The 20,196-nt window shown below is 56.6% G+C and carries 19 protein-coding genes; 9 read left to right on the top strand and 10 right to left on the bottom strand.

The genetic code is table 11. The features are described from left to right. The first annotated feature begins 97 nt into the window (after window positions 1-97). From DSD30_RS21980 to DSD30_RS15935, 3 genes are all read left to right on the top strand, one after another. Window positions 98-232 (top strand): hypothetical protein, encoded by a 135-nt coding sequence (locus DSD30_RS21980; protein WP_280955318.1) that lies wholly within the window; start codon window positions 98-100, stop codon window positions 230-232. Between the two features lie 385 nt (window positions 233-617). Further along, entirely contained in the window at window positions 618-1,922 is a 1,305-nt protein-coding gene (locus DSD30_RS15940) for a glycerate kinase type-2 family protein (protein ID WP_114010707.1), read from the top strand. A gap of 20 nt (window positions 1,923-1,942) precedes the next feature. After that, window positions 1,943-2,413, top strand: coding sequence for a YaiI/YqxD family protein (locus DSD30_RS15935; protein WP_114010706.1), 471 nt, complete (start codon window positions 1,943-1,945; stop codon window positions 2,411-2,413). A gap of 23 nt (window positions 2,414-2,436) precedes the next feature. On the opposite strand, the gene DSD30_RS15930 is transcribed toward DSD30_RS15935, so the two are convergent. The 5 genes from DSD30_RS15930 to DSD30_RS15910 form a co-directional block, all read right to left on the bottom strand. Next, the gene (locus DSD30_RS15930; protein ID WP_114010705.1) at window positions 2,437-3,594 is read right to left on the bottom strand and encodes an iron-containing alcohol dehydrogenase; all 1,158 of its coding nucleotides are present in this window, start codon (window positions 3,592-3,594) and stop codon (window positions 2,437-2,439) included. 143 nt (window positions 3,595-3,737) lie between these two features. Beyond that, a complete protein-coding gene (locus DSD30_RS15925; RefSeq protein ID WP_114010704.1) occupies window positions 3,738-4,616 on the bottom strand; it encodes a metal ABC transporter permease in 879 nt (292 codons plus the stop codon). Beyond that, window positions 4,613-5,479, bottom strand: coding sequence for a metal ABC transporter permease (locus DSD30_RS15920; protein WP_114010703.1), 867 nt, complete (start codon window positions 5,477-5,479; stop codon window positions 4,613-4,615). Before DSD30_RS15920 ends, DSD30_RS15925 begins: the two co-directional genes overlap by 4 nt. Before the next feature lie 3 nt (window positions 5,480-5,482). Next, window positions 5,483-6,391 (bottom strand): manganese/iron ABC transporter ATP-binding protein, encoded by a 909-nt coding sequence (locus DSD30_RS15915; protein ID WP_425359473.1) that lies wholly within the window; start codon window positions 6,389-6,391, stop codon window positions 5,483-5,485. Between the two features lie 120 nt (window positions 6,392-6,511). Beyond that, window positions 6,512-7,375 carry a metal ABC transporter substrate-binding protein gene (locus DSD30_RS15910; RefSeq protein ID WP_280955319.1) on the bottom strand — a complete coding sequence of 288 codons (864 nt, stop codon included), beginning with the start codon at window positions 7,373-7,375 and terminating at the stop codon, window positions 6,512-6,514. 341 nt (window positions 7,376-7,716) lie between these two features. Here DSD30_RS15910 and DSD30_RS15905 point away from each other — a divergent pair, with 341 nt between their 5' ends. Genes DSD30_RS15905 through DSD30_RS15895 form a run of 3 tightly spaced genes read left to right on the top strand, consistent with a single transcriptional unit; the run spans window position 7,717 to window position 11,360 of the window. Next, complete coding sequence (locus DSD30_RS15905; RefSeq protein ID WP_114010701.1) at window positions 7,717-8,523, top strand: YiiX/YebB-like N1pC/P60 family cysteine hydrolase; 807 nt, start codon at window positions 7,717-7,719, stop codon at window positions 8,521-8,523. Between the two features lie 14 nt (window positions 8,524-8,537). Then, the gene (locus tag DSD30_RS15900) at window positions 8,538-10,826 is read left to right on the top strand and encodes an efflux RND transporter permease subunit (RefSeq protein ID WP_114010700.1); all 2,289 of its coding nucleotides are present in this window, start codon (window positions 8,538-8,540) and stop codon (window positions 10,824-10,826) included. A 21-nt stretch (window positions 10,827-10,847) separates the two neighbouring features. Beyond that, window positions 10,848-11,360, top strand: coding sequence for a hypothetical protein (locus DSD30_RS15895; RefSeq protein ID WP_114010699.1), 513 nt, complete (start codon window positions 10,848-10,850; stop codon window positions 11,358-11,360). A gap of 23 nt (window positions 11,361-11,383) precedes the next feature. Here the strand turns inward: DSD30_RS15895 and DSD30_RS15890 are convergent, their stop codons facing one another. The 5 genes from DSD30_RS15890 to DSD30_RS15870 all read right to left on the bottom strand — a co-directional run bounded on the left by DSD30_RS15890 (window position 11,384) and on the right by DSD30_RS15870 (window position 17,158). Then, the gene (locus tag DSD30_RS15890) at window positions 11,384-12,076 is read right to left on the bottom strand and encodes an RluA family pseudouridine synthase (RefSeq protein WP_114010698.1); all 693 of its coding nucleotides are present in this window, start codon (window positions 12,074-12,076) and stop codon (window positions 11,384-11,386) included. A 112-nt stretch (window positions 12,077-12,188) separates the two neighbouring features. After that, complete coding sequence (gene lpdA, locus DSD30_RS15885; protein ID WP_114010697.1) at window positions 12,189-13,601, bottom strand: dihydrolipoyl dehydrogenase; 1,413 nt, start codon at window positions 13,599-13,601, stop codon at window positions 12,189-12,191. Window positions 13,602-13,613: 12 nt separating this feature from the next. Next, window positions 13,614-14,912 (bottom strand): dihydrolipoamide acetyltransferase family protein, encoded by a 1,299-nt coding sequence (locus DSD30_RS15880; RefSeq protein ID WP_114010696.1) that lies wholly within the window; start codon window positions 14,910-14,912, stop codon window positions 13,614-13,616. Then, a complete protein-coding gene (locus DSD30_RS15875; protein WP_114010695.1) occupies window positions 14,912-15,928 on the bottom strand; it encodes an alpha-ketoacid dehydrogenase subunit beta in 1,017 nt (338 codons plus the stop codon). Before DSD30_RS15875 ends, DSD30_RS15880 begins: the two co-directional genes overlap by 1 nt. Window positions 15,929-15,931: 3 nt before the next feature. Further along, on the bottom strand, window positions 15,932-17,158 hold the full coding sequence (locus tag DSD30_RS15870; protein ID WP_114010694.1) for a 3-methyl-2-oxobutanoate dehydrogenase (2-methylpropanoyl-transferring) subunit alpha: 1,227 nt from the start codon (window positions 17,156-17,158) through the stop codon (window positions 15,932-15,934). A gap of 614 nt (window positions 17,159-17,772) precedes the next feature. Between DSD30_RS15870 and DSD30_RS15865 the strand changes: the two genes are divergently transcribed. Genes DSD30_RS15865 through DSD30_RS15855 form a run of 3 tightly spaced genes read left to right on the top strand, consistent with a single transcriptional unit; the run spans window position 17,773 to window position 20,070 of the window. Further along, the gene (locus tag DSD30_RS15865) at window positions 17,773-18,027 is read left to right on the top strand and encodes a hypothetical protein (protein WP_114010693.1); all 255 of its coding nucleotides are present in this window, start codon (window positions 17,773-17,775) and stop codon (window positions 18,025-18,027) included. Next, the gene (locus DSD30_RS15860) at window positions 18,014-18,271 is read left to right on the top strand and encodes a DUF4212 domain-containing protein (RefSeq protein ID WP_114010692.1); all 258 of its coding nucleotides are present in this window, start codon (window positions 18,014-18,016) and stop codon (window positions 18,269-18,271) included. The genes DSD30_RS15865 and DSD30_RS15860 overlap by 14 nt, the downstream gene beginning before the upstream one ends. A 23-nt stretch (window positions 18,272-18,294) precedes the next feature. Beyond that, window positions 18,295-20,070: a sodium:solute symporter family protein gene (locus tag DSD30_RS15855; protein WP_114010691.1), complete on the top strand. Its 1,776-nt coding sequence runs from the start codon at window positions 18,295-18,297 to the stop codon at window positions 20,068-20,070. The last annotated feature ends 126 nt before the right edge of the window (window positions 20,071-20,196 follow it).

Below are 20,196 nucleotides of genomic sequence, written 5' to 3'. Positions count from 1 at the left end.
CCCCGGAATTTAGACATCAAACCAGCTGAAAAGATCATACAGAATGCAGCGCAAATTCGGGCCAAGGCAGGCTCGAAACAGCATGATGAGGTAAGCCATGTTCGACAAAAACAGCACGCCCTTTTCTTTCGCCCTCAACATCTTCAAAAATGTAGGCAAATCCGAGCCACGCATCCATCCGGACCGCCGCGACTGGGAATCCATGACATTCTATCGCCGTGGCGAAGAATGACCATCTGACCGCAAGAATGGCGGAAATCTGGGGATCGAGTGGAAAATCTGGGGATTGGACAGGCCTGTTCAAAGGTATAACTTCCCCGGCTAAGACGAAAGTATTAAAGTTGCTTTCGTAAGTGAGCCAACGAAGCCTCTCCCCAGAGGCACCGTCATCTGCGACGGGGGGCCGCCGAAACGCATACTGCCTCTCCCCGATAACGTATGCAATCGGACCCGCCCGGATGACCCTCATGCCCTGCACCCGATCACTTGGGAGCAGGGCATTATTTTTTTGTGCCTCACCCAACAATCCACCCATAAACTCTGGCCCTTTGCTGTGGCCACTTCTATAGTCTGCCCAAATTCGATGACAGAAAATCACGCCAAAGGGAGAGAAGCAGATGGCAGAGCAGCAGAAGGACAACCAATCCTTGAGAGATCTGGCTCTGGCGTTATTTCAGGTGGGTGTGGATGCGGCCAATCCGGCCCATGGGCTGGCACGCGCCTTTGAAAAGCACCCTCTGCTACCGCTTGAAACCGGCCGTTACCTGATCATTGCGCTGGGCAAGGCCGCCAACGCCATGGCGGAGACCTGCCTCAAGGCCCTGCCCGACGGCACGCCCTTTGAGGCCTTGGTGGTCACCAATTATGAAAATGCCAAGGCGATTGATGGGGCCTCCTGCTTTGCCACCGGACACCCGGTCCCAGATGCCAATGGCCTTGCCGCCGGTCAGGCCATCATCGCTCTGCTAGAAGGCGCAACGGCTAAAGATCAGGTGATCGTGCTGATCAGCGGCGGCGGCTCCGCCCTTGTCCCTGCTCCGATTGACGGGATCAGCCTTGAGGACAAGATCGCCGTCAACAAGCTGCTGCTGGCCAATGGCTACGCCATCCATGAAATGAACCTCGTCCGCCAGACCTTGTCGCAGCTCAAAGGTGGCGGTCTCAGCCAATTGGCCCACCCGGCCAAGGTGCAAAGCTATATTCTCTCAGACGTAGTCGGCGATGATCTGAGCACCATCGCCTCCGGCCCGACCAGCCCGCCGCTGGGAACTGCCAAGGACGCCATGGCCCTGTTCGCAGACAAGGGCTTGCTTGATGCCTTGCCCGGCGCGGTACGAACGGCCCTTGAAACCAAAGCCAGCAGCGAGCAAGACAGCCCCCCCGCCGATCTGTCCAACAGCAGCAACAGCCTGATCGGTTCGAACGCCATCAGCCTTGAAGCCATTCTCGAAGCCCTGCCAATGGGCTGGCGTGGACTGATCCTCGATGATTTGCTCGAGGGCGATGTCGAAGAGGTCGCGCCCATGCTGCGTGACGCAGTGGCCGAAGCCCCAAATGGTCACAAGACAGCCTATATCTGGGGCGGAGAGACCACAGTCACCCTGAAAGGTGATGGCAAGGGGGGCCGCAATCAGGAACTGGCAGCCCGCTTTGCTCTGGCCGCAGAGGCCGAACCAATCACCGGGTGTTGGGTGTTCCTGTCCGGTGGCACCGATGGCCGCGATGGCCCGACCGACAGTGCCGGAGGGCTGGTTGATCCGGATAGCCTTGCAAGAATGCGAGATGCAGATACAGACCCTGCGGCCCTGCTGGCCAACAATGACAGCTACAAGGCATTGCAAGCCTCAAGCGATCATATCGAGATCGGCGCGACCGGTACCAACGTCGCTGACATCCAGATCTGTCTCATCGATCGCAGCTAACGGAATCAAGAGGCAAGACAATGACGAGCAAAGACACCAAGCCGCTCGAGATTCTCGTTGATGCGGATGCCTGCCCGGTGAAGGAAGAGATTTACAAGGTTGCCGAGCGGCATCAGGTGCCGGTCACGCTGGTCGCCAACAGCTTCATGCGCATCCCCCGTGACCAGCCGGTCACCTTCATCAAGGTTGAGGATGGCCCGGATGTCGCCGATGATCGCATTGCCGACGCGGCGCACGGCAACAGCGTGGTGATCACCGCCGATATCTTGCTGGCCCAGCGCTGCATAGACAAGGGTGCGCCAGTGATTGGCACCAACGGCAAACCCTTCACCGACAGCAGCATCGGCTCGGCTGTCGCCATGCGCAATTTGATGGCCGATTTGCGCGAGCAGGGAGAAGTGGGTGGCGGCCCGCCGCCTTTTTCCAAAGCCGACCGCTCGCGCTTTCTTTCAAGCCTGCATGAGACGCTGGAGCGCCTCAAGCGCAGCTGAGATGATGAATGGAGCCCCGCGCTCTACCAAGCGGCCTTATAGATCGCCAAGGCTGCGACCTCATCCACTGGGCGCGGATTGTTGACCAACAGGCGGGTCTGCTTCATGGCTTCTGACGCCAGATGTGGTAGATCACTGCGCTCGATCCCCACCTGACGCAATTGGGTTTTCAGCCCCAATTCCGAGCAGAGATCGGCCATCCGGGCAACGAACTGGGCCGTCCGGCGATCCGGCGCAACCAGCCGCAGATCCGGGAAGACCAGCGGGGCCAACTTCCCATAGGCTTCATCACAAACGGCTGCATTGAAGGCCATCACATGGGGCAGAACCAGCGCATTCGATAGCCCGTGCGGCACATGATAAAGCCCGCCGATTGGGTAGGCCAGCGCATGCACCGCCGCCACAGGACTGTTGGCAAAGGCCTGACCTGCAATCAGCGACCCCAACAGCATGTTGCTGCGAACCTGGAGATTGCTGCCATCGCGTACTGCTGCCACGATATTGGCCCCGAGCAACTCAAGCGCCCCCTTGGCGAGGCCCTTTGAAATCGGATTGTTGTTGAGAGACTTGGAGCTATAGGCCTCAATGGCATGCACCATCGCATCCACCCCGGTCGCTGCCGTCACTTCAGCAGGCAACCCAAGGGTCAGCTCCGCATCCAGCACCGCCCAATCAGGGATCAGTTGCTGCGTCACCACCCCTTTCTTCTCCCCTTCACCAACGGTGATGATGGAAATCGGCGTGACTTCCGACCCTGTTCCGGCAGTGGTGGGAATGAGGATCAACGGCAGGCGGTTACCCTTGGCCTGATCGACGCCATACAGATCCTCCAGAGCCTCGCCGCCGCCAACCAACAGAGCGACAAGCTTGGCCACATCAAGAGATGAGCCACCACCAAAGCCGATGATCGCCTCCACCTGATGGTCCAGCGCATGGGCTTTTGCCGCTTCCACGATGCAGGCGGGCGGATCCGCCACCACTTCATCGAACACAGCAACCTTGACGCCTGCCTTTTCCAAAGACGCGATAAAGGGGGCAAGCAGCCCGGCTGCCACCAGCCCCTTGTCCGTCACGATCAGGATCGAACGGCCAAACTGGGCGGCAATCTCCGGGCCAAGCTTTGCTGACACCCCAGCCTCCGCACGGATGCAGGGCGTGGTTCGAAAGGTAAAAGCAGACATGATTCCTCCAACTCAAATCTGCGACAGGGATACTCCCACTCTCCCGTCACAAACAAGCCCCGGATAATCACTAAGCCGAAACAGCAGATCCATAAACGCGCTTTGCTGTTCACAACTTGCGCAAGGCAGGCCCACCACGCCCCTTACGGGTGATAGTGATGATCACCACCGCGCGAAACCACCATTTGCCGTGAGATCGCCCGATTGCGTGACAAGCTCATCACAAAGCTGATCACGAACAGGGTGGACATGACCAGCACGATGGTGGGCGCCGAGGCACTATCGAGAAAGAAGCTGAGATAGACCCCAACAATCGAACAGCCCACAGCCACCACCACCGCAACGATCAGCATGGCATTGAAGGTGCGGGTCAGCAAGAAGGCAATCGCACCGGGTGCAATCAAATAGGCAATCGCCAAAATCAGCCCCACCGACGTCAAAGCGCCCACCACGGTGAGAGAAATCACCGCCAGCAATCCATAATGCAAAAACCGCGTCGGAAGACCTATGGCCATCGCATGTTGCGGATCAAAGGCATAGGCCAACAGGTCAAGCCGCTTGAGCAAAATGAACGCACAGGTCACCAGTCCGACAAGCAACGCAGTCATCAGCTCATGCCACTGCACTCCCAACATGTTGCCGTAGAGAATGTGATCGAGATGCACCTCTGTCTCAATTTTCAGATAGAGCACAATGCCAAAGGCAAACATGCCTGAAAAGACGATCCCGAGGATCGTGTCTTCCTTCACCCGGCTATTCTCTTTCAGCCAACCGGTAAAAACCGCACAAAACATCCCGGCACAAAAGGCCCCGATGACCAGCGGGATATTCAACAGATAGGCGATCACTACGCCGGGGAAGACGGCGTGGGAAATGGCATCCCCCATCAGGGACCAGCCCTTCAGCACCACATAACAGGACAAAAGCGCCATTGGTACGGCGACAATCACCGCCACCCAAAAGGCCGACTGCATGAAAGGAAACAGAAAAGGCATCAAGGCCATATCGAGAAAGTCGCTCATACCACCGTCTCCTTGGGCTTCAGTGCCTCGCGCGCCTTGCGGCGGGCGGCCAGCATGCCATGCTTGGGGGCCAGCAGAAAAACCACCAGAAAGATCAGCGTCTGCAGAACCACAATCACGCCGCCCGTCGCCCCATCCAGAAAGTAACTGATATAGGCACCAACAAAACAGGTAAGAGAACCAATCAGCACCGACACCAAAATCAGCCGTGGAAAGCGATCACACAGCAAATAGGCTGTCGCCCCCGGTGTCACCACCATAGCAATCACCAGAAAAGCCCCCACCGTCTGCAAGGCCGCCACCGTCGAAGCACTGAGCAAGGTGAAAAACAAAACCTTCAGCCAATCGGGATTGAGCCCGATGGACCGGGCATGGCTTTCATCAAAGAAGGCGACCATCAAATCTTTCCATTTGAGCAACAGGATCGTCAGGGTCACCCCGCCAATGATCAGCAACTGCAAACTGTCGCTTTTGGTGATCGCCAGAATATTGCCCAGTACGATGGTTTGAATGTTCACCGAGGTTGGTGACAGGGACACCATGAACAAGCCGAGCCCGAAAAAGGAGGTAAAGATCAGCCCGATGATCGTGTCTTCCTTCAGCTTGGTACGCTGATTGAGAAACAGCATGGTGGTCGCGGCCAACCCGCCGGCAATGAATGCGCCAATCGAGAAAGGCAGTCCAAGCATATAGGCCCCGGCGACACCGGGCACGATGGAGTGGGACAAGGCATCGCCAATCAGCGACCAGCCCTTGAGCATCAGATAGGAAGACAGAAAGGCACAAATGGCTCCGACCAGCGTGCTGATCAACATTGCATTGCGCATATAGTCATAGGCAAAGGGTTCAAGCAGTGTCTCCATGTCTCACCCCTTGCTGCCGGACACATGGCCAGCAGCATCGCCATCGGTCTCTTCGGCCTCGCCATAGAGCACCAGCGGCCGCTCATCATCGGTCAGCACGGTGACTTGACGCGTATCATCATCATCATGCAGCTCTTCGCCACCCAGAATGAAATGGCGCAGAACCCCGCCAAAGGCCTTTTCGAGATTGGCCTGAGTGAAAACATCGCTCGTCAGACCAGAGGCCAGCACCGTGCGATTGACCATGATGGTACGGTCGCAAAATTCCGGCACCGACCCCAGATTGTGGGTGGAGACCAGCATCACATGGCCTTCATCGCGCAAGGTTCGCAGAAGAGTGATAATCTGCTCTTCTGTCTTCACGTCGACCCCGGTGAACGGCTCGTCAAGCAGAATGACTTTGCCTTCCTGTGCCAGCGCTCGGGCGAGAAAAACCCGCTTCTTCTGACCGCCGGACAGTTCACCGATCTGGCGCTTGCGGAAATCCTGCATACTGACCCGTTCCAGCGCCTGCTGGACCATCGCATGATCATGTTTGGACGGAATGCGCAGCCAATTCATATGGCCATAGCGCCCCATCATCACCACATCCTCGACCAGCACGGGAAAGTTCCAGTCCACGTCTTCGGCCTGCGGTACATAGGCCACAAGATTATGCTTGAGAGCCTCCGCCCCCGGCATACCCAGAATGGTCACAGAGCCTTTGGCCAGTGGCACAAAGCCCATCAGCCCCTTGAACAGGGTGGACTTGCCCGACCCATTGACCCCGACCAGCGCTGCAATCGAGCCACGCGGGACGGTGAAATTGGCGTCATGCAGGGCCGTATGGCCATTGCGATAGGTCACAGTGATATCGCAGGCTTCCAGTCCGATTTCCGACATCTCACCCTGTCGGACAGGCGCATTTTTCATGGTCATGTTCGATAATCAACCAGAACACTCTCTTACCAAGATCACCTGACATGCGTGACAGGAGAGTGTCTTTTCGGGGTTACATTCACCGCGGCACTTGGGAGCATGCCGGGACAGGTCCTATTGCTTTGCCAGCCCATCCGCGATGGTCTGCGCGGTCACTTTCAACAGATCAAGATAGGTCGGAACCGGCCCGTCGGCTTCGGACAGGGAATCCACATAGAGAACGCCACCATACTTGATCCCGGTTTCCTCGGCCACCTGTTTGGCGGTCTTGTCAGATACCGTGCTTTCGGAAAAGATCACCGGTATGCCCTCGGCCCGGATTGTGTCGATCACCCGTTTCACCTGCTTGGGTGTACCCTGCTGATCCGCATTGATCGGCCAGAGGAAAAGCTCCTTGAGCCCAAAATCCCTTGCCAGATAACTGAAGGCGCCTTCACTGGTCACCAGCCATTTCTTATCGTCCGGAATCGCCGCCAGACTGTCCCGGATCGGATCAGAAATCGCCCGTATCTTGTCCTTGTAGACCTCAGCATTGCGATTGTAGATGTCGCCATGATCAGGATCATACTTAACCAGCGCCTTGCGGATATTCTCCACATAGATCAACGCGTCACTGAGCGACATCCAGGCATGTGGGTTCGGTTTGCCCTCATACGGCCCCGCATTGATTGACATCGGCTCGATACCCTCTGTCAGCACGACACTCGGCACATCGCGCAAATTCTGGAAAAAGCGCTCGAACCAAAGCTCCAGATTGAGACCATTCCACAAAATGAGGTCCGCCCCCTGACCGCGGATCAAGTCACGCGGGGTGGGCTGATAATTGTGGATTTCGGCACCCGGCTTGGTGATCGATTCCACCTCGGCAACATCCCCTGCAATGTTGCGCGCCATATCGGCAAAGACCGTAAAGGTCGTCACCACCTTGAATGTCTTCTCAGCAGCGAAGGCCGCCTGCATTGGCAACAGGGTGATCATCACCGCCACCACGGCCAATCTCTTCAAAAGCTTCATCAAACCATCTTTCCATAAGGCAAAGAACTGCAACAGGGACGAGCCTAACAGGCCCTTCCAATAATTACAACTGCTTTTAAGAAGCATTCGCAACTAGCAACAAAAAATCGCCATTTTCAGGACGTTTCCGAGAAACTCCCGATCGACCTTTGCGCCCAAATCGTACAGATGTAGCCCTTGCTTGGGGCATAAGTTGCAGTTTTATGAAAAGAGGCGCATCCTTTTGTCAAAAAGCGACCACAAAGCTGCCCTAACAGAACAAACGACCATCCAGAAGCCACCTAAGAAGTGACCCCGAACCGATCATGAGCACAACAGACCAGACCTGCTATCCCGACGTGCAAAGACTCAAGCCCGTCAGGCTCCCCACGGTCAGACTGGGGTTGCTAATCCTGCTATTGGGTCTTCTTGGGGCAGACATGGGCAACAGCCTTTATCGAGCCAAACCCCTATTCAGCAGCTTTTTTACCCTTGTTACCCGTTCCTATGCCAACAGTATCGGGCTGATCGAAACACGCAAAGGCCATCTGTCCAATCATCCCGAGCTGGTTCAAACGGTCACTGACGGCCTAAAACCCTTTGATATTTTGCTGATCGCCGCCCCCTTCAAGGCGACAGCCATGACCACACCGGGCCATTATACCCATGTGGCGATCTGGCTTGGCGACGGGACCGATTGGCACCAACGTCAATGGGACGAAAATCCGCGTTACAAAAAGCTTCTCAACGCTGTTCGGGATGGACGATCCGTTGTCCAGTCGGACCGTTTTGGTGTTCGCATGGGCAGTCTTGATGAGCTACTCAATGCTGATGAAATCATTATTTTCAGGTCGGACAATTTGCAGAAGACCGATTTTTACTTTGACCGCATCGTGGAAAATATGGGAAAAGCCTATGACTACAATTTGGACGGGCTCAACCAGCAACAATTGATCTGCACTGAACTGGTCTCCAGCATCTTCCCTGATCTTCCGGTCGATATGACCAGATGGCTGGGACGCAGTTTCATTGTTCCTGATCAGATCAAGCAGGGTCTTGAGCAGGCAAGCAACTGGCACAGCTGGTTCTATGCCGATGCCCAGACCGAGGAGAGCGCCCGCCTCGACGAGTGAGAGTATCGACCGACATGCAAAGTCTTGGTCTGAACAAGGCGGCTCCCAAAATTGCCTCCAATGCCCCGTTGATTGCCATTATCGCACTGGCTGTCACCCTGCTGACCACCTATTTGATGGTCACACAGACGCGCTTCACCGGTGACATCACCGACAATCTGGCCAATGATAGCGAGAGCTATCGCAGCTTTGTGGCACTGGAAAACCGCTTTCGCGCCTTCTCGCAGGACGAACTGCTGCTGATCAAGAGCGCGGATCTCTCCAACCCCGAGACCTATCAGGCATTTCAGACTTTCCTGCTCGATCTGCAATTTGCCAGTCAGGTTGAAGCGGCCTTCTCCATCTTTTCCCTGCCGGATGTCTCACGGGCAACGCAAACCGCTTCACAGGACAGCGACGAGCTGGCAGAGCCATCCTTTTTCCTCACCAGCCCGCAAATCCGCACCAAACCGATTACCGAGCGGCTTGACGCTCTCCGACAACAGGTACCACTCGCAGACAAAATGCTCAGCGAAGACCTGACCGTAACGCTCATTTCCCTGATGACCGGCTCTGCCGAAGAGGGCAAATCCGCCAAACTGACCCCGGAAAGTCTTGCCGAAATCAAGGCACTCGCCGCCCCCTATCAGCAAGCCTTCACCCTGTCCTTTGTCGGCATCCCGGAAATCCAGCGCACCATCCGCGACACCCTGCATGGGGACCAGACCAAACTGACCATCGCCTCGATCCTGCTCTGCGTCGTGGTGGCCGGTGCCATTTTCCGGTCTTGGCGTGGCGCGCTGATCTGCTCGGTGCCTCCGGTCACCGGGGTGATCTGGTATTTCGGCTTTCTGGCGCTTTTCTCCATTCCGGTTGATTTCCTCACCACCATCGTGCCGACCATGGTCATTGTCGTCGCCTTTGCCGATGGGGTGCATCTCTATATGTCGATCCAGCGCAAAAGGTCTGACGGCCTGCCGCGCAAGGACGCCATCGCCTATGCCATCTCCACCACGGGCCCGGCCTGTTTCCTTGCCAGCCTGACCACCTCGCTCGCCTTTATCGGCATTGGCCTTGGCGGCGCAACCACCATGGAGCGCTTGTCCTTCACCGGTGCGGTCGGCATCATGCTGGCCTTCCTGTCCGTCATTCTGATCGTGCCGACCTTGTCTCATTTCCTGCTCAAGAAGGGCAACACGGACACGGTCGCGACGCCTCCCTTTCTGCAAAGCCCCGGACGCCCGGCCATCTGGCTTGCCACCTTCCATCGCAAGACCATCCTCAGCGTCGCTTGTGCCCTGTCGGTCGGCTTGATTGCCATCCACATCATCCTGCCAGCCAGTTTCCGCGTGACAGACTATCTGTCTGAAGACCTGCAAATCCGCAAGGATGAAGTGCTGATCGAAAAAAAGCTCGGGGGCTCCGGCCAGCTCTATGCAATTCTCAAAGACCCGGATGGCCAGAAAGGCCTGAATGCGTCGGACCGGGAGACCTTTGAGGCCATTCTGACCTCTCTCAACAAACGCATCACCAAGCCCATCGACCCGGAACCGATTGTGGCGATGCTGCAACGGTTCGAAGGGGCTGACCTGCCAGAGGACAATGTGCTCCTCTCCCGCTTCATCAGCAAGGACGGGCTGGCCTATCTGGTACCGATTCCCCTTGGCACCATGCTGGCGGCAGAACAGATCAGCGCCTATGCCGATGGCTTGATCAACGGGCTGGAAGCCGATGGTTTGGAAGGTCATGTCACGTTGGCCGGGCTATCCCTGTTGACCGCCAAGGAAACGCCGAACCTGATTTCCGACCTTAGAACCGGTCTGATCGGCGCGATCATCATTGTCATTCTGGCCATCATGCTGCTGGTTCGCTCAATCCGCTTCGGCATTGCATTTCTGTTGCCAAACCTTATTCCCATCCTCACGGTCGAAGCCTATTTCTGGATCGTTGACAAGCCGCTGAACATGACGGCCGTCATCGCCCTGACCATTGCCTTTGGCATCGCGGTCGACAATTCGATCCACCTGCTCAATCAATATCGCCTCTGCCGCCATACCAATCCAGACGACAGCCACAGTCAGGCCATGGCCCGCGCGATTGGCGCCATCACACCCGCGGTTCTGGCCACCACCATGCTTCTGGTTGCCGGTCTGGGCATGACACAATTGAGCACCCTGCCGTCGGTTGCCCTGTTCGGCCAGCTGGTCATCACCGCCTTATTTGTGGCGCTTTTGGCTGATCTCTATATTCTCCCGAGTTTCCTGCTTGCCCTCGAAAAGCGGGCCGAAAACGGCCCGACTGAAGCGGGCAAAAGCAAAGATTAGGAAGACTGAAAGGAAGATAGAATGAGCCTCAACCGCACCATCCGGTTATTGCCCCTCATGCTTCTTGGCGCGTCCGCCTTTGTCACCGCCAGCCCGGCCTCTGCCAAGACCTTTCTGGAAGAGCTCCATGGCAGCTGGCGCGGCCTTGGCACCATCCACCACAAGGGCAGCAACCCCCATGATGATCCGATCGCCTGCCGTATCAAGGCCAAGTTCCGTGCCAACAGTGACACCCTGTCGCTCAGTGGCCGATGCGGATCGGTCTCTTTGACCTCAAGCTTCAGCTCCACCCTGACCGAAGATGCAAACGGCTATGTGTCTGGCACACCGATCCTGCAAACCGGCAGCATGGCCAAGATCGGTCTGGAAGGCAACGCCGAACCCAACCGGTTGCGCCTGAAAGGCACTGATGGCACCAACGAGGTTTTCATCAGCTTTTTCCTCACCGGAGACGGCAAGTTTCAAACCATCTCGGGGCGCAACAAAGGGCCCAAAGAAGTCAACGAGATCGTCATCAACTGGAAAAAGCAATAAGCCGCTTCGCCGCTAAACTTTGATTATGCAAAGGGACAGGGGCTCTCAAAATCCATCCACTCGCCTCTTGCAGGATGGATGAGCCCCAGTCGCTCCGCATGCAGCATCAGCCGATCCGCAGAAGCGAGCGCCTCGCCTGTCGCATAAAAGCGATCCCCCAAAATCACATGCCCCAAGCTGAGCATATGGACCCGCAATTGATGTGACCGTCCCGTATGGGGTATGAGGCGCACCAGACTGCTCGTCGCATCACGACTGAGCAATTGCCAATCGGTTTTGGCAGGCTTGCCTCGCTCAAAACAGACCATCTGTTTGGGTCGGTTCGGCCAATCGCAAATGAGCGGCAAATCTACGTTGCCCGCCTCTTCGGCCAGATGCCCCCAGACCCGCGCAACATAGCTTTTCTGAGTTTTGCGTTTCTCGAATTGCCGGCCCAGATTGCGGTGGCTGTCGGCATTCATCGCCAAAACCATGATGCCCGATGTATCCATATCAAGCCGATGGACAATCCGCGCGTCGCCCAACTGCTGCTGGGCGCGATATTCCAGACAATCCCAATGATCCGGATCCTTGCCCGGCACGCTCAACAGCCCGGTCGGCTTGTCGACCAGCGCAATATGCTCGTCCGCATAGAGCACCGACAGATAAGGCTCCTGTGGTGGCAGATAATTGACCAGCGGCGGGGTCAGACTGGGCGGATGGGCTGTTTCACTCATGGCTGTTCTATGCCCCAAAGCCCGCGGCAGGGCAAGCCAGAACAAAAGCCAAATAGAAACAACAATAGAAAAGGCGACCCACGGGGCCGCCCTCTTTGATCATACGCATCCCTCACATATGCAGCGGATGCCCCAGCGCCCCGAAGGCAGCTTCCAGCAAGCCTTCCCCTTGGGTCGGATGGGCATGGATGGTGCCAGCAATATCTTCAAGCCGCGCCCCCATTTCCAGCGCCAACCCGAAGCTTGCGGCCAGCTCAGCCACGCCCTTGCCAACCGCCTGAATGCCAAGCACCAGATGATTGTCCTTGCGAGCCACCACCCGGACAAAGCCGCTTTCCGCAACGCTCGCCATCGCCTTGCCATTGGCGGCGAAGGGGAATTGCCCGATCACGATCTCATATCCTGCGGCCTCAGCCTCGTCCGGCGACAGACCAGCCGAGACCACTTCCGGGTCCGTGAAGCAAATGGCAGGGATCGCAGCCGGATCAAACCGCCTTGGCTTGCCCGCCAGAATGTCCGCCACCAGCTCCCCTTGAGCGATCGCCCGATGGGCCAGCATCGGCTCGCCGGTGACATCACCAATCGCATAAATGTCGGTCATCGAGGTTTGGCATTTATCATTGATCGCGATAAAGCCGTCCCGCATGGTCAGATAAAGGTTATCCGCCCCCCAGCCCTCAAGCCGGGGCTTGCGCCCCACTGTCACCAAAATCTTGTCCGCAGGCAGAGTCACCTCACTTCCATCTTTGAGGCCCACCACCAGACCGGAGCCATCCTCGCTCAGCTGCTTGGCCGCAGCCCCTATTGTCACGGTGACACCGAGACTCTTGAGCGATTGCAGCACCACCTTGCCGATTTCCCGGTCATAATGGGGCAGGATATGGTCGGCAAATTCCACCACATGCACCTCTGAGCCAAATTTGGCAAAGGCGGTGCCCAGCTCAAGCCCGATATAACCGCCACCGACCACCACCAGCTTGTCCGGCACATGGGTCAGGGCCAAAGCTTCAGTCGAGGAGATCACCTTGCCGCCAAAGGGCAAAGACGGCAAAGCACTCGCCACCGATCCGGTCGCCAGAATGACATGCTCCGCATGGATCAGCACCGGCCCATCCTTGCCGCTCACCTCGCAGGTCTTGCCATCCAGCATCCGACCCCAGCCAATGATTTGCTCAACCCCGGCCTTTTTCAGCAAGCCTTCCACGCCCTTGTTGAGGCGTTCCACAATGCCATCTTTCCAGCCAATCGTCTTGGAGAGGTCGATCTCGACAGAGCCACCCCCAAGGCTGATGCCAAAGACATTGTCCTGCTCGCACCCTTTGACCTTCTGGAACTGCGCCGCCGCATGGATCAGCGCCTTGGATGGAATGCAGCCGACATTGAGGCAAGTGCCGCCGGCCTTTTCGCCCTCGACAATCACCACCTTCAAGCCCGCCTGCCCGGCCCGAATGGCGGCTGTATAGCCCCCCGGCCCGGCCCCTAGCACCAGGACATCGCAGGATTTCGATCCTTTTTTCCGATTCATCCTCTGGCCCTCCTATTCGACAAACAGCAATGCCGGATGTTCCAGCAGGCTCTTGATTTTCTGGATGAAGACCGCCGCATCCCAACCATCGATGATCCGGTGATCGAAGCTGGAAGAGAGATTCATGATCTGTCGCGGCTGGAATTCCCTGTCGATATAGATCGGACGGATCACCACCTTGTTGACGCCGATGATCGCCACTTCCGGGCTATTAATGACCGGGGTCGAGACAATCCCGCCCATCGCCCCAAGGCTCGAAATGGTGATGGTCGAGCCGGTCAACTCGTCCCTTGTGATCGAACCATCGCGGGCCGCATCCGCCAGACGGCGGATTTCATCGGCCATGTCCCGCACCCCGCGCGCCTCAGCATGGCGCACCACAGGGACCATCAGGCCAGCATCGGTCTGGGTCGCCATGCCGATATGCACCGCCTCATATTGGCGCACCAGATTTTGCTCATCGTCATAATGGGACGAGATTTTCGGCACCTCGCGCGCCGCCACGACCATGGCCCGCATCAGGAAGGGCAGAATGGTCAGCTTAGGCTGATCGCTCTTGCGGGTCTCATTCATGTGACGACGCAGCTTTTCCAAATCCGTGACGTCAATTTCCTCGACATAAGTGATGTGCGGAATGCGGCTTTTGGAATCCTGCATCCGCTCGGCAATCTTGCGACGAAGACCAATCACCCGCCATTCTTCCACGCCATTCTTGAGCGGCACAACGGCCTCGCTCACTTGCACTGGCAAGCGCACCCCACCCGCAATATAAGCGTCGAGATCCTCATGCAATATGCGCCCGGCCGGACCTGTCCCTTGCACAAAGGCCAGACGGACCCCCGCATCCATTGCCCGCCGCCGCACACTTGGGGAGGCCAGCGGCTTCTCACCCACAGGCCGCGGCAGACCAGTCGGAGCCAAAGCCTGAAAGGTCGGTGCCACGGCAGCAACCTCTGGCTGGACGTCCGGTGTTTCGTCCTTGCTGGCGTCTTGAGAGACGTCCTGAGCGACATCTGGGGCAGCGTCTGACAGATCTTCGGCTTTGTCGTCTGCGTGTTCTTCCCCGTCACCATCCACTTCCAGCGCGATGATTTCAGCCCCAACGGCAGTGGTCTCACCCAACTCCCCATGCAGCGCCAAAATCGTCCCGGTCACCGGAGACGGGATCTCCACCGTCGCCTTGTCGGTCATGACGGCGGCAAGAATGTCATCTTCCTGCACAAAATCGCCGACCGACACATTCCATTCCACGATTTCCGCTTCCGTGATGCCTTCGCCGACATCGGGCATCTTGATGCTATACCGGCCCATCAGATTTCCTCCATCATGGCAACAAGCACCTTGCCGACCCGCTTCGGTCCGGGGAAATAATCCCATTCCTGCGCATGCGGATAAGGCGTATCCCAGCCGGTCACCCGGGCAATCGGCGCTTCGAGATGATAGAAACAGCGTTCCTGCACCTGAGCGGCCAGTTCGGCCCCAAAGCCGCTGGTCAGCGTCGCTTCATGCACGATCATACAGCGACCGGTTTTCTGAACGGACGTGACGATGGTTTCAATGTCGAGTGGCACCAAACTGCGTAGATCGATGATCTCCGCATCAATCCCTGTTGCGGCAACAGCGGCTTCGGCCACATAAACCATCGTGCCATAGGCGAGAATGGTCACCGCCGCCCCTTCGCGGCGGATCGCCGCCTTGCCAATCGGCACAATATAATGGCCCTGCGGCACATCCCCCCAAGGGTGCCCCGCCCAGCTTTTCGACGGGCGATCATGATGGCCATCAAACGGGCCATTATAAAGCCGCTTGGGTTCGAAAAAGACCACCGGATCATCATCCTCGATCGCCGCAATCAACAGCCCTTTGGCGTCATAGGGATTGGACGGAATGATGGTTTTCAGCCCCGAGACATGGGTGAACAAAGCTTCCGGGCTCTGGCTGTGGGTCTGGCCACCAAAAATACCGCCACCGCAGGGCGTACGAATGGTGATTGGCGCGGTGAAATCCCCCGCCGAGCGATAGCGCAGCCGTGCGGCTTCCGAGACAATCTGGTCATAGGCCGGATAGATATAATCGGCAAATTGCACCTCGACACAGGGTCTGAGGCCATAAGTCGCCATGCCGATCCCCACCCCGACAATGCCGCTTTCATTGATCGGCGCATCAAACACCCGATCCTTGCCATATTTTTCCTGCAAACCGGCGGTGCAGCGGAACACGCCACCGAAATAGCCGACATCCTCGCCAAAGACCACCACATCCCGGTCCTGCGCCATTTTGATGTCCAGCGCATCGCGGATGGCTTCCACCATATTCATTTCAGCCATGGCTCACACTCCCAGCTTCTGGCGCTGCTCGCGCAAATGGGGCGGCATGTCTTTATAGACATCGTCGAAAATGTCCCGCGCGGTCGAACCGCCACCCATCACGCCGAAGGATTCGGCCTTTTTGGTCGCCGCTTTCACTTCCTGCGCATATTCAGCCTCGGCCTGCACATGACGGTCCTCGCTCCAGAGCCCCCTTTTAATGAGATGATTCTTCAGCCGCAGGACCGGATCTCCCAACGGCCAGGCGTCCGATTCCTTGCGTGGCCGATAGCGGGCCGGATCATCCGAGGTAGAATGCGGAGCAACCCGATAGGTCACCCATTCAATCAGCGTCGGGCCAAGATTGCGCCGCGCCCGTTCAATCGCCCAGCGCGAGACATTGTAAACCGCGATCCAGTCATTGCCATCAACCCGCAGGGACGGAATACCAAAGCCATGGGCCCGCTCGGCAAAGGTCGCCGAATCCCCCCCGGCAATGCCTTGGAAGGAGGAAATGGCCCACTGATTGTTGACCACATTCAGAACCACAGGCGGCTTATAGACCGAGGCATTGACCAAAGCAGCGTGGAAGTCGCTCTCTGCCGTCGAGCCATCACCAATCCATGCAGTGGCGATTTTGGTATCGCCCTTGATGGCCGAGGCCATCGCCCAGCCCACCGCATGGACATATTGAGTGCCCAGATTGCCCGAGATGGAGAAGAAGCCATGCTTTTTCGAACTATACATCACCGGCAACTGACGCCCGCGCAATGGATCATTGGCGTTGGACAGGATCTGGCTGATCATATCGACCAGCGGATAATCCTGACACAGCAACAGCCCCTGCTGACGATAGGTCGGGAAATTCATGTCACCCGGCGCAAGAGCCAGCTGTTGCCCGATGGCAATTGCTTCCTCGCCGGTGCATTTCATGTAAAAGGAGGTTTTGCCCTGCCGTTGCAGGGTCATCATCCGCTCGTCAAAAGCACGGGTGCGGATCATGCTGCGCAGAGCATGCAGGATCGTCTCGTCCTCGACCGGATCAGCCCATTCGCCGACCGCATCCCCATCCCGGTTCAACACCCGGATCATGGTGCGGGCCAGATCGCGAATATCCTGATGATCCACATCCACCGGCGGCTTGCGCACGGTGCCCGCCCTTGGCACATCCAGATAGGAAAAGTCCGGCTCGTCACCGGGACGCCCCATCGGTTCAGGCACGTTGAAAGACAGAGGTCCATGTTCGGACATCTTGAAATCCTCCCTCATTGAAACATGGCCGCCCCCTTGCCTCTCCGCGCAGACACCAGAGAAGACAGGAGACCGGGATACGCACCGTCAGACCTCCACCTGAACGGCACTTGCATTGACAACACCCCCTTGCTTTTTCTTTTAGGGGCCTTGCATTCATGCCAACGCGCTTATGTCAGCACTGTTGTCCTATCTTCGCACAAATGGCCAAAACAGACATTCCTATTTTTTCTCAACACCAAAAGAAACAAAATAAAATTCACCTAACAACGCCAATAATCTGGAATATTAATACCAATAGCATCAATTTTCTAGTTCAGGCATTCCAAATCATCTCAGCGCCAAATTTTCCCCCGACCGCCTCGAACCTCCTCACCCATCCACCGCGTGCGATCAGTGGGTTTTTACCCCTAGAAAGAACAACACTTCTAAAGACCGGGCAATTTAGACAAAGTCAAAACAAGGTATGTGAGTCTCTTTGAAGTCATTTCGCACATGCAGCAAAATACAAAAGGCAATTATACTTTCATAGTAAGACTAGAGACAACTTTTTCTCTAGACCAGCACCGAATGGACTCAAATCCAGCAAAGAAAAGTCCTTTCGAGACTAAAGGATGATGGAATTATACGAAACATTAATTGAAACCATCTCGCCACTCATTTTACATCGTGACACGCCAGAAGGTGCCTTCACCTGTCTGGTTTCTTTCGCAAACATTGCTCAGGTGCGCGCGATGGCAAAGGATGTGGGAGCAAAAGAGGAATGGCCCCCGACAACAAAACATCCGCCTTCAAACAAACCGAGTTTCCAGGAAAATGGACCGCAAGCCCGGTTCATCACCATGGGGGGAATAAATGGCCGAGAATAATGACTCCGGTGCCTATTGGAAAGCCAACCTAAACCTGATCACGGTCTGCCTGATCATCTGGTTCGTGGTTTCGTTCGGCTTTGGTCTTCTTCTGCGTCCTGCATTGTCTGGCATCTCTGTCGGTGGAACCGATCTGGGATTCTGGTTCGCTCAGCAGGGATCTATCTATGTGTTCCTTGGACTCATCTTCTTCTATGCGGTGCGCATGAATGCCATCGACAAGAAGTTTGGCGTTGAAGAATAAGAACAGGACGTTGGAGCTAGATTATGGATCTTAAAACTCTTACCTACATCGTTGTGGGCGCGTCCTTTGCGCTTTACATCGGCATTGCCTTCTGGGCCCGCGCCAGTTCAACCGGCGAATTCTATGCAGCCGGTCGCGGCATTCACCCTGTTGCCAACGGCATGGCAACCGCCGCTGACTGGATGTCGGCAGCCTCCTTTATTTCCATGGCAGGCCTGATCGCCTTTAACGGCTATGGCGCATCGGTCTTCCTGATGGGCTGGACCGGTGGCTATGTGCTGCTCGCCATGCTGCTGGCCCCATATCTGCGCAAATTCGGCAAATTCACCGTGCCAGAATTCATCGGTGACCGCTTCTATTCATCCACCGCACGCATCGTGGCTGTTATCTGCCTGATCATCTGCTCGATCACCTATGTTATCGGCCAGATGAAGGGCGTTGGTGTTGCCTTCTCGCGCTTCCTGGAAGTGGAAGCCTCCACCGGCCTGATCATCGGCACGGCCATCGTATTCCTGTATGCAGTGCAGGGCGGCATGAAAGGCATCACCTACACCCAGATCGCTCAATATTGCGTTCTGATCCTTGCCTACACCATTCCCGCCATCTTCATCTCGATGGAACTGACCGGCAACTTCCTGCCACAGCTCGGCCTGTTCGGCGATCACGCCGCCTCCGGCACACCGTTGCTGACCAAGCTTGATCAGGTGGTCACCGACCTTGGTTTCAAGGAATATACGGCCTATACCAGCAACCCGCTCAACATGTTCATGTATACCATGTCCCTGATGATCGGCACCGCTGGCCTGCCACACGTCATCATCCGCTTCTTCACCGTGCCGAAAGTCTCTGACGCACGCTGGACTGCGGGCTGGTCACTGGTCTTCATTGCGATCCTCTACACCACCGCTCCCGGCGTTGGCGCCATGGCTCGCCTCAATCTGATGGACACCATCCAGACCGGCACCATTGGTGCGGAAGATGGCAACCTTCAGTATGAGAACCGTCCTGACTGGTTCAAGAACTGGGAAACCACTGGTCTGCTGAAGTTCGAAGACAAAAATGGCGACGGCCGCATCCAATATTACAACGACAAATCCGAAACCTTTGCTGCAAAGGCTGAGGAATTTGGCTGGAAGGGCAACGAGCTGAGCGTGGACCGTGACATCATGGTTCTGGCCAACCCGGAAATCGCCAAACTGCCAAACTGGGTGATTGCGCTGGTTGCTGCCGGTGGTCTTGCTGCCGCGCTGTCAACTGCAGCCGGTCTGTTGATGGCTATTTCGTCTGCCGTCTCTCACGACTTGCTCAAAGGCACCTTTACTCCGGATATTTCCGAGAAAAAGGAATTGCTCTATGCACGTATATCCATGGCGGTTGCCATCGTGATTGCTGCCTATCTTGGTCTCAATCCTCCAGGCTTTGCGGCACAGGTTGTGGCACTGGCCTTCGGTCTGGCTGCATCCTCGATCTTCCCGGCTCTGATGATGGGTATCTTCTCCAAACGCGTGAACTCCAAGGGTGCAATCCTTGGCATGGTCGCCGGTATCCTCTCCACCCTGCTCTACATCTTCATGTATAAGGGCTGGTTCTTCATCCCGGGCACCAACATGCTGGCAAACACCACTGCCAACCATTTCCTAGGCATTGCTCCGGAAGCCTTTGGTGCCATCGGCGCGATCATCAACTTCGCCGTCGCTTATGTTGTTTCTTCGGCCACCGAAGAGCCACCACAGGAAATTCAGGAACTGGTGGAAAGCATCCGCGTTCCAAAAGGTGCTGGCGCGGCAATCGACCACTAAGACCATCGTCACGAGGCTCCTTCCAGATCCTCGTGACCTTGATCAAGGACATGTTGAAAGATCCCGCCGACCCTACTATCGGCGGGATCTTTTTTACGTCCCCTGTGGAGACCATTCTGATCAGGG

Origin of the sequence: Cohaesibacter intestini (assembly GCF_003324485.1) — a bacterium.
Lineage (GTDB): Bacteria > Pseudomonadota > Alphaproteobacteria > Rhizobiales > Cohaesibacteraceae > Cohaesibacter > Cohaesibacter intestini.
The sequence above is the reverse complement of the archived record's forward strand: the minus strand, read 5'-3'. Positions and strand labels throughout refer to the sequence as shown.